We start from the raw sequence: 15,528 nt of genomic DNA, 5'->3' as shown, positions 1-15,528 counted from the left end.
AACAATGAGGTTTTGATAGGATTCTACCAACTATTTTTCAGTATTATGCCTTTGTTGATATCTTCGCAAAGGAGCAAAGCTTTATCAGAATCTAGACATTTTAAGGCGAAATTCCAAGAAAATTATTTTAGCTTTCTGTCTTCTTCTTTTATCGCTAAATCATTAATGCTTGCAAATCTTTTTCTCATCAAACCATTCTCGTCAAATTCCCAGTTTTCGTTTCCGTAAGCACGGAACCAATTTCCTTCTTTATTCTGATATTCATACTCGAAACGTACAGCAATTCGGTTATCTACATGCGCCCAATATTCTTTTTTCAGTTTATAATTAAATTCTTTCTGCCATTTACTGCTGAGGAATTTTACAATTTCTTCTCTGCCATTTACAAATTGATCTCTGTTTCTCCATTCACTGTCTACAGTGTAGGCTTTGGAAACTCTTTCAGGATCCTGACTGTTCCATGCATCTTCTGCAAGCTGAATTTTTTCAAGGGCTGCCTCTAAAGTGAACGGTGGAAGTGGGTGTTTCTGTTCCATTTTTAATGTATTAGATTGTTAACTATTCTTTTTGATTTTTCTATTAATTCATTTGATCTGAAAACCTGACTTTCGACAATTGAGCTTTCAAAAAGCAAATAGACATGATCAGAAAGATCCGGATCTTCCAGTAATGATGAAAAATGATCTCTCAAATCCTGCTTATGACTTTGTATAACAGACAGTATTTTTAGGTTATCCGTCGGAATCTCAGATAAAATATTAAGAAAACTGCAACCTCTGAAATTTTCTTTCCGATTCATTTCTATTAAAAAGTCAAAAGAAGCGATCAGTTTTGATTTTACATCTTTTTTTCCTGATACAAATTTGTTGAGCTCACCAAACCAATAATCATGTCTTACGTTCAGAAATTCTACACACAAATCTTCTTTCGATTTAAAATACTGATAAAAACTTGCCTTTGCCACTTTTGCTTCGGCAATGATCTGATTTATTCCCGTGGAATTATATCCTTGTTTAGCAAACAGTTCAAACGTGGTTTCTATGATTCTTTCTTTAGGTGATACCATTCTTTTGTTTTTGATAAGTCAAAGGTAATACAAAATTTCAAAAACAGACAGACTAATCTGTCTATAATAATGATAAAGATTTATCTATCACAAAAAAGAAGTCTTTTACATCCATAAAAAAAGCGGACAAAGCCCGCTCTCAATTTATTGTATTATTAAATTACCTAAAAAACTTCCATTTAGGAATTATTGCCAGCATTCCGAAACCTGTAAAAAGAAAAAGATTGGTAACGTCAGTGTAAAGGAAAGTAGACAAGTAATAGTTGTGCATGAAGAAATGCAGAACCAATAACGCAGGAAAAGCAAAGATGCCTATTTTTCTGTAAAAAAACATAAGCACAAGACTTACCACCATTAAAGCATCAATTGCGAAAACAGTGTAGGCGTACCAAGCCGGAATATTCAGGGTTTCGTGCTGCAAATATTCATCAAGATCGATCCCGAATCCCATAACCGTAAACAAGAGCAATGCCGCAAAAGCAAGGATGAAACCCCACCCTTTCTTCGGATCTTCGTCAAAATAGCTGTATTCTTCCATAACTACAAAAATAAAGAACTTATGAGAGATTTCATAAGTTCTTTTATATAATTCGTTTAAAATTTGATTATACAGAGATCGCGTTAATCAGTCTGTTTTTGTCGCTTAAGTATTCTTCCATAGAAATCATACTTTCTGTTCTCATTACATCTTGAATATCATCGATTTGGTAGATGATTCTCTTTGCATCGTCTGTATTCTTAGCTCTTACTTTGCAGAAAATATTATATTTTCCGGAAATTACGCTAGCTTCAATTACGTTTGGAATAGTAGATAATTCTTTCAGAACTTCCTGAGTTCTGTTAGATTTGGTTAATAAGATTCCGATAAAAGCGGTGAAGTGATAGTCTAACTTTCCGTAATCTATATTAAGAGATGATCCCAAAATAATACCTGCATCCTCCATCTTTTTCACTCTTACGTGAATTGTACCCGCAGAAACATCCATCTGCTTAGCAATTTCTGTAAAAGGCATTCTTGTGTTCTCTACTAAGAAATCAAGAATTTTCTTGTCTATTTCGTCCAGTTGATAGTTCATATTAGTTAAATTACAATTTCTTTAAAAAATCTACATATTTTTTGCAAATTTAAAAAAAATAATTTAACAAAAAAAATTATATCAAACATTAACAATAATTAACACATATGACAAAAATCATTAAAATATTCTGATTATTTACTCCCTGATTTTACAGAATCTGTTTTTATTTCAGTTTGCTCAGCCGTTTGTTTTTTATCTTTTTTCTTCTTTTTAAATATAGAATTAAAACTCTTAGACCAGACAATACCCGCTCCGTATGCCTGGTTCGCAGTTCCGTTTGATCCGGCTCCGTTTACCATTCCGATGTTGGAAGGTTTGGAATATCCCCGCAATAGAAGACTTCCGTCATTTTTCTTGGAAATATCATACTCGATCGTCCCTTCTCCGGACAGATAATTAACGTCTGTATTTTCGGTTTTTGTGAGTGGAATTCCCAGTCCTGTTTTTACTTTTACTCTTGGTGAAAGCGCAAAACTAACTCCTGCATTCGCACGGTCTCCTACATTGGAATACTGATCTCCTTTTACATAATTCAGGTCGATCTGGAATTCGTTGCTCATAGTATTTAAAACAGATCCCAATTGTTTTAATAACAAATTGTATCCCTGTGTTTCTGCAAGATCTGCCGCATTGACATTCACTCCGCCGGTGTCGGAAACATTAAAAGTGCTTAAAAGTAAAACAGATCCAAACTGTAAAACTTTTTCACCTTCCTGACTCATTTTTGAAGCCAACGTCTCTTTAATCTGGCTGGAAACATCCAACGCAGTTACGTCAAGATCAATTTTAGGATCAACCAGCGATTGGGTAATATTCGCCTGAAGCAGAATAGTTATTGGCTGAAGGCTTCCCATATTCAGATATTTACCTGCGTTTGAAACCACTTTCGTATAATTTGCAGTAATATCCAAAGCTGGCTTCATCGCATCTCCATCCCAACGGATGCTGCTTCCTTTCTCAATCTGGAACGTTTTGTTAAGAATCGCTTTGGAAACAAAAGTTCCGTTATCTACCTTATATGTTCCGTTCATGGCGATATTTCCCTGTCGGCTCATCTGGAAACGAAGCTTTTCGGCAGCTCCTTTTACCATAATATTTCCGACATCGTCTCCAATAAGAACATTCACGGTTGTCCCTTTATCTACATCCAGAGCAAGATCAATATTCATGTTCGCTCCGGATTTTTTCTTTTCATCCAAAGTAACCAGACCGTCTTTTCCTTCTTTCAGGAATCTCAGCATCTTAAATTCTTCCACATTAGAAGTAGAGCCTGAGTTGAATGTAAATGTACTTCCGCTTAAAGCTTTCATGTTAGGAGTGGAAATACTTAAACCGGAAACAGGTCCGTCTACGTATAAATCTCCCTGCCCGTAAACTCTTCCCCAGAATAAATCCAGATCTTTCTGGGTAGTATTCAGCATTAATAAATTATCGGCTCTCATCACGAGGTTGACTCCCATCGACGAGAGTGTCTCAAACTGAATCGCACCGGAAATATTTCCTTTTGAATTGGTTCTTCCGTCATGAACCTCAACACTGTTAAGAATCGCTAAACCTTTGGTTAAAGGAATTACAGTATCATCAAAAGAATAATCAACACCTGTAAACAAAAGTTTCAGACCGAATCCTTTAAGTGCAATATCTCCACTGTAGTCCAGATTGCTGAATTTTCCTGAAATTTTAAGGTCTCCGGTTGCTTTTCCTCTCAGATTTCCAAAAACCGAAGTCACGAACTGCTGGGCGAAGGCTACATCAAAATCGCGCATTTCAGCGGTAAGATCAATTATTGGCGACTCAGTATTATTATTTACCGTTCCGGTTACATGAAGACTGTTGTTTCCGATAATTCCTGCAGAATTTACTTTTATATCGACATCATAAACATTCAGGGAATAACTGTTGGTTGCAGAAATGGTGATATCTCCCATGTCGTTTCCGTTCATCATGATATCATCGATCGTCATATCTACCAAAGGTTGCAGCGTGTTTTTGTCCATTTTAATTTTCACACTTCCGTTTGCAAGACCTTTAATGTTCATAGAATTTCCTCCTGCCTGCATTTCCAGCAGCTTTTCGATGGCAAAATTATCCACTTCCGCATCTACATAAAAATCCTTGGCAGATTTAAACTGGGCATCTTTAATAAACAATGCACTGTTGTCTGAAAAAACCCGGAGATTCTGAATATCAAAATCGCTTTCTTTTTTACGGTAAGTGATGGAATGATTAAGTTCCGGACTGGTATCAATAGCCCATGTTACATCATTAAACTTAACCTCGGTTGGTTCAAATCTGAAAACAAAATCGCCTCCTGCGTTGGTAGACTGATTGACGTTGATCGCGTATTCTTTCAGATTGTCATCAAGCTCATCTTCAGGACTTCCGTGTTTAAATTTTGTTGCGAGATGAAGAATGGTATTGTTCTCGTTTCTTCCGCTTAAAGTAATGTCTTTAAGAACATTTTTATTGTATAAAACCCTGTTGATTTTAGCATAAATCTGCTCATTAAGATTCGCGGTATTGATTCTTACCATAACGCTGTCTACCATTGCGCTGTCTCTGGTAATTTTATCTCTTTCGTTAATTTTATACTCGGGATTCGCGGCAGCCAAAGCTTTATCCGCTTCTGTAATCTCCTGAGTTTTCGTCATGATATATTTCAGTGAAGCCGCATCAAGATTCAGGATCAGGTTATTGGAATTTCCGTCGTACTGCCCTTCCACTTTTGCGCCCTGCGGAATTTTAAGATCCGGTAAGAAATAGCTTACCAAACCTTGCTGAACATCAAAATTCATGGCAAAGCTCTGTCCTCGGTATATTTTTCTTGGTGCAGGTCCCACAAGAATTTTATTGAGTCCGTTTTCTACCATTCCCGCAAGATCGCCCAGATTGTATCGTCCTGAAATTTTTCCGTTCACTGCTCCCGGAGCATCCACAGCAATAACTCTGCCTCCGTTTTCCACAAAGGTTTTCACTTTTGCATTCGGAATGGAGTATTTCTGGGTTGCCGTTGCAAAATTAATTCCTCTGGCTTCTACATCCAGCGCTAAATCGTTAATGGAAGACATTGCCATTTTACCAGTCACCTTTCCGCTTACAATCTGGTTTCCGGGTTTATTGGTAAAATAATTCATGTTTAGGTAATTTACATCAGCATTCACATCCATCGAAATTCTTGGAGTGCTGAAATCAATTAATCCTTTTATGGTTGCTTTTGCCTGTTCATCATTCACGGTGATGAGTCCGTTGTATTTTTTATGATCCAATAATCCGTCAAGATACAGATTATTGATTTCCTTATTCATAATTTCAATGCTCGAAATCTGTGATTTCGTCGTCAGCTTCATGGTGTTTACATCAAAACTCTGCCCGTTGATATTGAACTTCCCAGAAATTAATCCTACGGATTTGTTTTTTGTAATCACGGAAGTATTAAGATCCTTCACTTCCGCTATTCCGGCATATTTCGGCATCGGAGAGCTGTATTCCGTTAAAGAAAAATTCGTGATTTTTGCCTGCCCGATTCCTGTCATCAGATTTCCGTTTGAAACGTAAACGCGGTTCGGATTTACACTTGCGGTTCCGTTGTATTTTAATTTTCCGAAATCATCCGCGAAGTTTTTCATTTTTTTAGCAATAAATGAAGGCATCATTGCTTTTAGATCTTTATAAGTGAAATCAGCAGAAAGATCATTGGTTTCAATTAAAAAGTTTCCTTTCAGCAGCTTATTCACCTTCATTTTTTTGGTGGCAATATTCACATCAGGATTTCGGATGAGAAAATTATCAAGCTTAAAATCATTCAGTGGACCTGTCATTTTCCCTGAAACATTGAAAGGCTTAAAATTATCCCAGTTGGTCACAAAATAACTGATATCATATCCGCTTAACTGGCTTCCCTGTTTTAAGTTCATGTCCCATTTCACTTTATCTGCAAAATCTGCCCACGAACCGTCATTGTGAAGGTTAAATTTAATATCTCCCTGTAAAAGCGAGTGATCTGTATTTAAAGTAAGATCTTTCAGGAAAAGATATTCCGGCGTCATGGAGAGCTCGGTAGAAAAAGTATCCACAAAATGAGATTTCCCCCATCTTGTTGTGGTGAAAGACATATTATTGATTATTCCTGAAATATTTCTTCCGTTTACTTTTACATTCGGTGCAATCAGATTAAAATTGGTTGCGGTTAACCATTTTCCTTTTTCACCCGGAGAATTCAGATTGACGATGGAAACTTTAGAATCCAGAATCTGCAGTCTTGAATCGAGCTGAAACGGAGGTTTATTGGGATTTCTCTTTTTGCCGCTGTCAAACAGTTTGGTAAAACGGATGAAGTTTGAAATACTGTCGCCTTTGTATGTAATCACTTTTACATCCGCGTTTTTTAACGTAAGAGAATTGAAACTCAGAGAATTATTTTTAGTGATATTCGAGGCTAAAGAAAGCCAGTTGGAATTAGCAATAAATTCTTTGGACTGAATAAAATCGTATCCTTTATAATCTTTGATCTTTAATCCTTTGATTTTTACATTTCCGAAAAAATTAACCTCAACGCTTTCTGTTGACATTTGTGCTTTAAAGTCGCGGTTAACAATTTGTAACGCCTGATCTGCTGCCCACTGTTTTGTGGAAGGAAGATTAATAATTATAAAAATAGCGGCAACCAAAGCCAGACCCAGCCAGAAGAGAATCAGTAAAAGTTTTGCCCACCATGAATAACTTGTAACGTCTTTTACCGCCTGTTTTCCAAACTCTTCAGCCGTTTCAATGGGATGATTAATTGCATCTGAAGCAAGTTCGGACGCTTCTTTAACTGTTTCTTTTACAACACCTTCCGCATTTTCAACAGCTTTCTGCACCTGATTACCTAAGTTACCAGCTACTGATTTTTTGTTCTCATTCTCGTTATTATTCTCTAACTTTGCCATTATTATGAGCGACTCTATAATTTTAGGTATTGAATCGTCCTGCGACGATACATCAGCAGCTATCATCAAGGGAAATTCTATTCTTTCGAATATTGCAGCGAATCAGGCGATCCATAAAGAATATGGCGGTGTGGTTCCTGAGCTGGCTTCGCGTGCGCATCAGCAAAATATTATCCCCGTTGTTGAAAAATCCTTAACCAAAGCAAATATACAACAAAATGCAATTTCTGCGATAGGATTTACACGTGGGCCGGGACTTTTAGGTTCTCTTCTTGTGGGAACGTCATTTGCTAAGTCTTTGGCAATGAGTTTGGATGTTCCGCTTATTGAGGTAAACCATCTCCAGGCGCACATTTTAGCCCATTTCATCGAGGATGCAAATCCTGTGCCGCCAAAGTTCCCTTTTTTGTGTCTTACCGTGAGCGGCGGACACACGATGATTGTTCTGGTGAAAGATTATTTCGATATGGAAATTATCGGGAAAACGACTGATGATGCAGCAGGTGAAGCATTTGATAAAATCGGGAAGATATTCGATCTTGATTATCCGGCAGGTCCTATTATAGACAGACTGGCCAAAGAAGGAAATCCGGATGCTTTTACATTCAATAAACCTAAATTAGAAAATTACGATTATTCGTTCAGCGGAATTAAGACTTCTGTGCTGTATTTTATTCAGAAAGAGGTAAAAAAAGATCCCGATTTTATTAAAAATAACATGAATGATCTTTGTGCTTCGGTACAGAAAACGATTATTGAAATTCTGATGAACAAACTGGAAAAGGCAGCCAAAGATTTAAATATTAATGAAGTGGCGATTGCAGGAGGAGTTTCGGCAAATTCGGCTTTGAGAACGGCGATGCAGGACAATCATGAAAAACTGGGCTGGAATATTTACATTCCGAAATTTGAATATACTACGGATAATGCTGCGATGATTGCGATGGTTGCTCAGTTAAAATTTGAGCGGGGAGAATTTACTGATCTGAGAACTTCAGCAACCGCAAAATACGATTTATGAAAATACTGTTAGAGGAAAAAATACTTGGCAAACATTCTAAGAAAAACTCCAAATATTACTGGATCTTAGAAACGGTGACGGGAAAAAATGAAGCATCGGAGGATTTCGCCGATTATTTTCCGGCAAGCTCAGAAACGGGATATGTTCAGAATATCAAGGAAGAAATTATTGAACAGATCAATGCAGAAAATGTTTTCAGTTTTGAATATGAACCGAAAGAGGGAGATTATTTATCCATCAAAAATAATTTAAGAAAAAACGAATATCTGAACTTGATTTTCATTAACAATAAATGGATTGAGGAGATTTACACCTGTTCCTACAGAGATTGTGAAGGCGATATTTATACAACGATAAAAACCGGAGTGGCATTTTTAAGCGAAAATGAAACTTATTTTTAATAATTAGTTAGAAAAATTCAGGCAGATTCTAAATATTTAAATATGAAACTTTTTTACGGAGAAATTGAAGGAAATGTGGTAACGATTAACGATGAAGAACAACAACACATTGTAAAAGTTCTTCGGATGAAAAACGGTGAAGCCATTCATGTAACAGACGGAAAAGGAAATCTTGCTTCCGGGAAACTGACGATTGAAGGTAAAAAAGCCCATATTGAAGTAGATGAGATTAAAAATAATCTTCCTGATTTCAGTCCGAAACTCCATATTGCGATAGCTCCGACTAAAAATATTGACCGCATTGAATTCTTTGTTGAAAAAGCGGTCGAGATGGGAATTTCTGAAATCACTTTTCTACAGACGGAAAAAACTGAGCGTAAAAATATCAATCTGGATAAAATTAAAAAACAGGCAATTGCTGCTTCCAAACAGAGTTTAAGATTTCATTTTCCCATTATTAACGATGTAATGAAGATTCAGGATTTTCTTAAAAATATTGATCCCGAACATACGTTTGTTGCGCACTGCCACGAGAATTTAGAAAGAACGGAACTCAATAAGATTCCCGGATTGCAAAATATCACTTTTCTGATTGGTCCTGAAGGCGATTTTTCGGAAAAAGAGATAGCTTTTTTGGCTGATAATAATATCAAAGCAGTTTCTTTGGGAAATCAGAGGTTGAGAACAGAGACCGCTGGAATTTTTGTTGCCGCGTGGAATTATAATCAAATGATTTAGAAACCATTATCTTCATCTTCCTGATAATGGGTCATGGTTAGCTTTTTATGCTTCCACTCATATACTTTATAGTAATAGTTTACCGGACCGACATGATAAGTTGATGTAATTGCTTTATTTTTTTTATCAACTACAGGATTAATAATCGTATCCATTGGCTTGTAATAATCGTACTTTTTAGTTTATTTATTGTACAGCCAGAAACTTGATGAAGACCAGTAATTTCCCATCTGATTTATTACTTCCAAATCCTTAAATCCGTCAAAATTTACATCCTGACTTACATTAAAATAAGCTTCCAACTCATTTAAAACAGAAACCGTATCAAAAATAATTCTCTGATGAAGTTTCTTCTGATGAAAAATATCAATTGATTTAAAATTGATTCCATCATTAATATTCTGTCTTCCTTTTAATGTATAAGAATATCCGTTTCCGGTTAAGGTTTTTGAAAAGGAAACCGTTGTGGTATCTTCAGGTTCTTCTTCAATGAGATTTTGTGAAAAAGTATCAACAGCAATTTTAGCTTGAGGTATATTTATCAGTCTTTTTATTGCAGCCTATCACCATCAGAACTACGAAAAGCACCGTTAATCTCATAATTCAAGATCATTATCCTTCAAATATTTATCAAAAATCTGCTGTCCGCTTCTTATGGAGTTTACTGCCCAACGGATTTTCATCCTTAAGAGCTTTTCTTCATTCAGTTTATAATCGATATCAGATTTTAGTAATTTCTGCTTCAGTTCATACATACAAATGGAAGCGGCTACGGAAACATTGAAACTTCGGGTAAAACCATACATCGGAATCGCCAGAGTTTCGTCGGCAAAATCCAGAATTTCCTGAGAAACTCCTTCCATTTCCGTCCCGAAAACCAAAGCCATCGGTTCAGTAATTTCGTATTCGGGCAGCATTTTAGCATTATTTTCCAGCGAAACCGCAACAATTTTATAGCCTCTGTCTTTTATGTCTTGGAAAGACTCCATGCTTCTCGGCATTTTTTCCACTTCTACCCACGTATCTGCGCCTTTTGTAACGCGAAGATTGGGTTCAAAACTATATTCTTCCTGCAAAGCCACCACTTTATGAAAACCGCACGCTTCCACAGAACGTACAATTGCGGCTGCGTTCCTGAACTGATAGACATCTTCCACCACCGGAAGAATAAAATCTGAACTTTCCGGCGCAAAATGCTCAATTTTACTTAATCTTTCTTCCGTTAAAAACTGCTTTAAATACTCAAAAGTTTGCTGTAAATCTTTCATTCATTTTCAAATCTTTGCAAATTAACGTAAATTTGAGGAATCCTGCGAATGGAGGATAAAAATCTAAGAAAAGTCTTATATGAAAAGAAAAGTCCTGTTGATATACACTGGTGGAACGATTGGAATGGAGAAAGATTATGAAAGCGGAAGCCTCCGTGCGTTTGATTTCGGAAATATTTTTGAAAAAATGCCAGAAATGAAGCTGATGGAATGTGAAGTTTTTGTACATCCTTTTGAAAAACCGCTGGATTCTTCCGACATGGGACCTGAAGAATGGAAAATTATTGCTCATTATATTCAGAAAAATTATCATCAGTTCGACGGATTTTTAATTCTGCATGGTACAGACACGATGTCTTATACCGCTTCTGCATTAAGTTTTATGCTGAAAGGATTGAAAAAACCGGTTATTTTAACGGGCTCTCAACTTCCGATCGGAGATCTACGAACAGATGCCAAAGAAAATCTTCTCACGAGCCTTTATTATGCAAGTCTGTACGAAAATGAGGAAGCGGTTATTCAGGAAGTGGCGATTTATTTTGAATATAAACTGTTGAGAGGAAACCGCACTTTGAAATATTCTGCGGAGTATTTTGATGCGTATGCAAGTCCAAACTATCCTATTCTTGGGCAATCCGGAGTACATTTAAATATTATCAAAGATAATCTTTACCGCTGTGATCCGGATATTGAATTTCATGTAGACGATCATATTTCGGAAGATGTTATTTTCTGGAGAATTTTTCCGGGAATGAATCTGAATCATTTTAAAGAAATTCCAAAAATGAAGGTTCTTATTCTTCAGGTTTTTGGCTCGGGAACCATTTTCAGCAGTGAAAAAACGGTGGAAACGTTGCAGCAGATCCGAGATAACGGAACTGAAATTGTGGTGGTAAGTCAGTGTATTTCAGGCGGAATCTCATTCGGAAAGTATGAAAACAGCAATATTTTTTCAAGAATCGGAGCCATTAGCGGAACGGATATTACTGCCGAAAGTGCGATTACTAAAGCAATGCATTTGATAGACAACCCAAATTACACAGGAAACTTCGCAGAAAACTTCTCCAAAAGCCTTTGCGGAGAAATTTTCGGATAAATTTGCATTTTGAGTTTGCAGATTCCGGAAAATAGTCTATTTTTGCAGTCTCGAATAAAGAAAGGTGTCCGAGTGGTTGAAGGAGCTACCCTGGAAAGGTAGTATACGGGTAACTGTATCGAGGGTTCGAATCCCTTCCTTTCTGCAAATAAAAGTCTTAGGTTTTACCTGAGACTTTTTTGATTTAACACTCTTCGTATTATCAAAAGTCTGATCGTTTTTTTATTGTATTTACCAAAGATTAACTGTATCACTTTCTTTTATGACTTCCATGGTTACCTTTGAAATTGGCTTAAACATTGAAATAAACTTAATAATATGTATATTGCATTTTACGCAGTGCGTAAATTTGGATATTAAAAGAAATTTAAAACGCAGAATCAGGAAATAATGAGTGAGTTTTCAGGGTATGAAAAAATGCCTAATAGTTTAAAAAAGCTGGGACTGAATGAACATGATTTTTCCCAAATGGAAAAATTAAAATGGGTTGTAACGGAAAAAGTACATGGTGCAAACTTTAGCTTTGTGTATGACAATGGTAGTCTAAAATTTGCGAAAAGAAAAGAATATCTCAATTGGACAGATGATTTTTTCGGCTTCCAGTTGGTTGTAAACAAATTAGAAGATAATATTTTGCGTCTTTTTGAACATTTAAGCCACGAAATAGAGGGAGAGAAATACATTATTTACGGAGAGCTTTTTGGCGGCAAATATCCTCATCCTGAAGTAAGTGCTGTAAATGACTTACAGGCAATTCAGACTGGAGTATACTATACACCGGACATTGAGTTTTGCGCTTTTGATATTGCTATTGAGAACAATGGTTCAGATTCTAAATATTATCTGGATTATGAAAGTTCACTCGCTTATTTTAATCAATTTAAAATATTTCATGCAAGACCCTTATTGATTGGAAAATTCAATGAAGCAATGAATTTCAATATCAGAATCAACTCAACTATTCCAAAAGAATTTAACCTTCCGGATCTGCAAGATAATTTAATCGAAGGGGTAGTTATAAAACCTTATAATCAAACAGATAACACTTTATTATCAAGACCAATCGTTAAATTAAAAAATCCTGAATTTGATGAAGAGGATAAATTTCATGAAGCTCAAAAATGGTCATTCATTCCAGATGTTTCTTCTAAAACAGAAGATTTGTCTTTTATTCTAGAAGAATTGAGAAATTATATTACACAGAACAGGTTAAATAGTGCCATCTCTAAAATAGGAACATTAGATATGAATAATCCACTTCGGGTTTCTGAGATCAAAACGGAATTTCTGGAAGATGTAATAGCAGATTTTAACGAAAATAATAATATCTGGAATGATTTATCTTCTAGCGAACAAGAGTGGATTATAGAAAGAGTCAGCTCTGAAATAAATAAAATAATAGCTTCTACCAACAACAGTTTTTAGAAATTAGAGTTTAACGCTTATTAAAGTTTGCCCGAATTTTTGATTTTCAGTGGTTAAAATTTAAGACCTGAAATTATTAGTTCTGCACTCGAAAAATATAAGAAAATTTTGATAATCGATTGAGGCAATATCATGAATATGAATAAATAACAACCATCAACGATAAAAAAATCCCAGTTTTTCAACCGGGATTTTCTGTTTGAAAAAGTACTAACTAATTTCAAACTACAATTTAGCTATATGAATGTTTTGGTGTTTTGGTTAATTGCACATCGTTAAAAACTGATGGCTCATCTGCACTTTAAATTTCGCTTCTGATTTCAGTTTAGAATAGATCATGCTTTCAAAAGCCTGCACTTCTTTTAATTTCTGATCTATGAATTCTGCGATCTGAACAACGGAAAACAGAAAATCTCTGTATATCGCAATATTTACCGTTTGTCCTTGAACCGGAAGATAAGCTTTCAGAAAAGGAATTGTCGCCTGATGCTGGTTGTAATTCACACAATATCCCGCTCCTTCACGCGAAGTGATGATTTCAAAATCGTTGATAAAATCCAGCACGCTTTTATTTTTATCTTCTTTATTACTATTTTTAGACAAGTATCTGTTGATTTTATCTAAAATATGCTGTGCATATTCCATCATCGTAACGGTTTTCCATTCGAACTGATGATTGATTTTCTTTGAATTTCTGGCAGGTTTTCCGTTTTCACAGGTGGTGCAGAAAGAAATCCCTATTTTGTCGTAATAAGGAAAAAAGCAGTCTTTAATCTGTAGGGAAGCATCCGCCTGAATTCTGTCGTTGACAAAGTTGTAGTACAAAAAAGGACTGTAGAGATCCGAAAGTTTTTTCAGATAGTCGGTTTCACTTGTATTCTGATATTCCTCAAACCATTTTTCAAGGTTGTCGTAATAGGTATTTTCAAATTCGTTAAAACTTAAATATAATGGCAGTTCCATAGCTTCGTAATTTTGATAAGACAAAGCTATTGCAGTAATGCGACAAAACTCGACGTGTTATTTTTTAGTTTTAATTTTTTTGAATTGATGATTTTGGATTGATGTAATAAAGTGGATAGGATCTAAAATACCTCAACTGATTCGCGTTCAGGATAAGACTAATTTTTATTTCTGATTTTATCCCATTTTTTAATGGCAGGATGCAAATATTGTATATCAGGATTATTATAAAGAGAATCTTCCTTATATTTTTGAATAAAGTAATCCCAATCAGGGTTTCCTTTTAATGGCGGAAACATCATGTATCTAATACCTCCTTTATAATATTTTTCTTTTTCAAAATTCTTTCCTAAGGATGTTTTTTGAATTACTTTGTAAGAAGCAAAATAAATTAAAGGTAAAAATAATGGTAAAATTATATAGATCTTAGGAAAATGATCCAATCCTCTTCCAATAATTATCAATAAAAAAATATAAGGAACCAATTGAAAAACATATGAATCGGATACATTGTGTTTTATACAAAAAATTAAAAAGGGAATAATGCCTACAAGTATATAATCACCATAGGTTTTATTTTTTAAGCCCCAGAATAAAAATACAGAAAAAAACAGAAAATTGTATATAAAAAAGACGATATTTCTTATAATACTTTTAAAAATAATTGATGGATCAAAATTAAAAAGAGAACTTTCATAGGAATTATCTGTAAAAATAGCTATAAAAGTCTGATACCCCATAAATACCGGAATTAATAAAACTGAAAATAAAAGAATCGGTATTAACCCTCCATAAATAATATGTTTTTTTAAGATAGAGAAATTTCTAAAAATGAAATAAAAATAAAGAAATAAAAAAAGAATCGTCTGAATATGTATCAAAAAAAGGATACCTAATAAAACAGACAAATAATAAAAATATTTAATTTCTTTTCTCTGATTAAATTTAAATAAATTGATGAGAAATAAAATTACAAACAGTAAATAAAATGTATAAACTTCTGTTATGATTGCCTGCCTCCAAAATGTAAATGAAAGTCCTAAAATCATTATACATATGAAAGAAGATTTGGAAGAAACTTCTAATATTATTAATAATTTTCTCAGATATAATAAAGACAATATTGCTGATAGGATACTTACTGAAACAAACAGAAAATGTATTTTTATAAAAGGAAATATTTTATGAAGCAAGGATAATAGATTGGAAAACAGCAGATGATTAGTTGCATTCGAAGAAAAATCGAACCCCTTATATCCTTGTAATGTAAAAGCCAGACTATCACCAAGTGCAGGATCTTTAGCTATTGAAAATATGTATATAATTCCTATAAATAGTAAGAAAATAATATCGTAAAGATTGTGTTTTATTTTTATTGAGTTCATAATTATTCAAAATTTATTAATACGAGTTTATCTTAATGCATGACAAGATTCTTAGTATTGTTAATTAATAATCAAAAGTACAAAACCTAGTACAGTATTTATAATAGATATATAAGTAAATGAATCCTAAATTATCCTATTTCTAATCTTTACATCCA

The 15,528-nt window shown here is 34.7% G+C and carries 14 protein-coding genes and 1 tRNA gene; 6 read left to right on the top strand and 9 right to left on the bottom strand.

The window, feature by feature from the left end:
• Positions 1 to 122: 122 nt before the first annotated feature.
• The 5 genes from KKI44_RS18890 to KKI44_RS18870 form a co-directional block, all read right to left on the bottom strand.
• The gene (locus tag KKI44_RS18890; RefSeq protein ID WP_214588717.1) at positions 123 to 536 is read right to left on the bottom strand and encodes a nuclear transport factor 2 family protein; all 414 of its coding nucleotides are present in this window, start codon (positions 534 to 536) and stop codon (positions 123 to 125) included.
• 2 nt (positions 537 to 538) lie between these two features.
• The gene (locus tag KKI44_RS18885; RefSeq protein WP_214588716.1) at positions 539 to 1,066 is read right to left on the bottom strand and encodes a TetR/AcrR family transcriptional regulator; all 528 of its coding nucleotides are present in this window, start codon (positions 1,064 to 1,066) and stop codon (positions 539 to 541) included.
• A 160-nt stretch (positions 1,067 to 1,226) separates the two neighbouring features.
• Complete coding sequence (locus tag KKI44_RS18880) at positions 1,227 to 1,604, bottom strand: hypothetical protein (protein WP_116547814.1); 378 nt, start codon at positions 1,602 to 1,604, stop codon at positions 1,227 to 1,229.
• Between the two features lie 67 nt (positions 1,605 to 1,671).
• Positions 1,672 to 2,142 (bottom strand): Lrp/AsnC family transcriptional regulator, encoded by a 471-nt coding sequence (locus KKI44_RS18875; RefSeq protein ID WP_029298841.1) that lies wholly within the window; start codon positions 2,140 to 2,142, stop codon positions 1,672 to 1,674.
• A 134-nt stretch (positions 2,143 to 2,276) separates the two neighbouring features.
• Positions 2,277 to 7,073, bottom strand: a complete 4,797-nt coding sequence (locus tag KKI44_RS18870; protein ID WP_214588715.1) for a translocation/assembly module TamB domain-containing protein — start codon at positions 7,071 to 7,073, stop codon at positions 2,277 to 2,279.
• A gap of 4 nt (positions 7,074 to 7,077) precedes the next feature.
• Between KKI44_RS18870 and tsaD the strand changes: the two genes are divergently transcribed.
• Genes tsaD through KKI44_RS18855 form a run of 3 tightly spaced genes read left to right on the top strand, consistent with a single transcriptional unit; the run spans position 7,078 to position 9,233 of the window.
• Complete coding sequence (gene tsaD / locus KKI44_RS18865; protein WP_214588714.1) at positions 7,078 to 8,094, top strand: tRNA (adenosine(37)-N6)-threonylcarbamoyltransferase complex transferase subunit TsaD; 1,017 nt, start codon at positions 7,078 to 7,080, stop codon at positions 8,092 to 8,094.
• Positions 8,091 to 8,495: a hypothetical protein gene (locus tag KKI44_RS18860; protein WP_087707555.1), complete on the top strand. Its 405-nt coding sequence runs from the start codon at positions 8,091 to 8,093 to the stop codon at positions 8,493 to 8,495. Before tsaD ends, KKI44_RS18860 begins: the two co-directional genes overlap by 4 nt.
• Positions 8,496 to 8,537: 42 nt before the next feature.
• Positions 8,538 to 9,233, top strand: coding sequence for an RsmE family RNA methyltransferase (locus tag KKI44_RS18855; protein WP_214588713.1), 696 nt, complete (start codon positions 8,538 to 8,540; stop codon positions 9,231 to 9,233).
• Here the strand turns inward: KKI44_RS18855 and KKI44_RS18850 are convergent.
• On the bottom strand, positions 9,230 to 9,388 hold the full coding sequence (locus KKI44_RS18850) for a hypothetical protein (protein ID WP_214588712.1): 159 nt from the start codon (positions 9,386 to 9,388) through the stop codon (positions 9,230 to 9,232). The genes KKI44_RS18855 and KKI44_RS18850 overlap by 4 nt on opposite strands.
• Before the next feature lie 441 nt (positions 9,389 to 9,829).
• Entirely contained in the window at positions 9,830 to 10,501 is a 672-nt protein-coding gene (locus KKI44_RS18845; protein ID WP_214588711.1) for a TrmH family RNA methyltransferase, read from the bottom strand.
• A 79-nt stretch (positions 10,502 to 10,580) separates the two neighbouring features.
• On the opposite strand from KKI44_RS18845, the gene KKI44_RS18840 reads away from it, so the two are divergent.
• The 3 genes from KKI44_RS18840 (at position 10,581) to KKI44_RS18830 (ending at position 13,022) form a co-directional block, all read left to right on the top strand.
• The gene (locus KKI44_RS18840; RefSeq protein ID WP_214588710.1) at positions 10,581 to 11,597 is read left to right on the top strand and encodes an asparaginase; all 1,017 of its coding nucleotides are present in this window, start codon (positions 10,581 to 10,583) and stop codon (positions 11,595 to 11,597) included.
• A 58-nt stretch (positions 11,598 to 11,655) separates the two neighbouring features.
• Positions 11,656 to 11,742, top strand: a tRNA-Ser gene (locus tag KKI44_RS18835).
• Between the two features lie 245 nt (positions 11,743 to 11,987).
• The gene (locus KKI44_RS18830) at positions 11,988 to 13,022 is read left to right on the top strand and encodes an RNA ligase family protein (RefSeq protein WP_214588709.1); all 1,035 of its coding nucleotides are present in this window, start codon (positions 11,988 to 11,990) and stop codon (positions 13,020 to 13,022) included.
• 261 nt (positions 13,023 to 13,283) lie between these two features.
• Here the strand turns inward: KKI44_RS18830 and KKI44_RS18825 are convergent, their stop codons facing one another.
• Positions 13,284 to 13,985 (bottom strand): hypothetical protein, encoded by a 702-nt coding sequence (locus KKI44_RS18825; RefSeq protein ID WP_214588708.1) that lies wholly within the window; start codon positions 13,983 to 13,985, stop codon positions 13,284 to 13,286.
• 158 nt (positions 13,986 to 14,143) lie between these two features.
• Positions 14,144 to 15,370, bottom strand: a complete 1,227-nt coding sequence (locus tag KKI44_RS18820; protein ID WP_214588707.1) for a hypothetical protein — start codon at positions 15,368 to 15,370, stop codon at positions 14,144 to 14,146.
• Positions 15,371 to 15,528 lie beyond the last annotated feature (158 nt).

Source organism: Chryseobacterium sp. ZHDP1 (assembly GCF_018603435.1).
GTDB lineage: Bacteria > Bacteroidota > Bacteroidia > Flavobacteriales > Weeksellaceae > Chryseobacterium > Chryseobacterium indicum.
This window is presented reverse-complemented; position numbering and strand designations above follow the sequence as displayed.